The following is a 560-nucleotide window of genomic DNA, read 5'->3' as shown; positions in this document are numbered from 1 at the left end:
TTGAGCTTCAACCACTTACAGAACGCTCCTCTACCATGCACATAGTGCATCCGCAGCTTCGGTGACTAGCTTAGCCCCGTTACATCTTCCGCGCAGACCGACTCGACCAGTGAGCTATTACGCTTTCTTTAAATGATGGCTGCTTCTAAGCCAACATCCTGGCTGTCTAAGCCTTTCCACATCGTTTCCCACTTAGCTAGTACTTTGGGACCTTAGCTGGCGGTCTGGGTTGTTTCCCTCTCCACGACGGACGTTAGCACCCGCCGTGTGTCTCCCGTGATTGTACTCATTGGTATTCGGAGTTTGCATGGAGTTGGTAAGTCGGGATGACCCCCTAGTCCAAACAGTGCTCTACCCCCAATGGTAAGACACGAGGCGCTACCTAAATAGCTTTCGAGGAGAACCAGCTATCTCCCGGTTTGATTGGCCTTTCACCCCTAACCACAGGTCATCTCCTAATTTTGCAACATTAGTGAGTTCGGTCCTCCAGTACCTGTTACGGCACCTTCAACCTGCCCATGGCTAGATCACCGGGTTTCGGGTCTACGCCCTGCAACTAA

General features: G+C 51.8%; 1 rRNA gene. It reads right to left on the bottom strand.

Features of this window, described 5'->3' with window-relative positions:
• Positions 1 to 560: ribosomal RNA gene (locus Q0796_RS18120) — 23S ribosomal RNA — on the bottom strand; the annotation flags it as partial.

The sequence above is a fragment of the uncultured Ferrimonas sp. genome (genome assembly GCF_947489035.1).
Lineage (GTDB): Bacteria > Pseudomonadota > Gammaproteobacteria > Enterobacterales > Shewanellaceae > Ferrimonas.
Note: the sequence above shows the minus strand (reverse complement) of the source record. Positions and strands in the feature narration are given on the sequence as shown.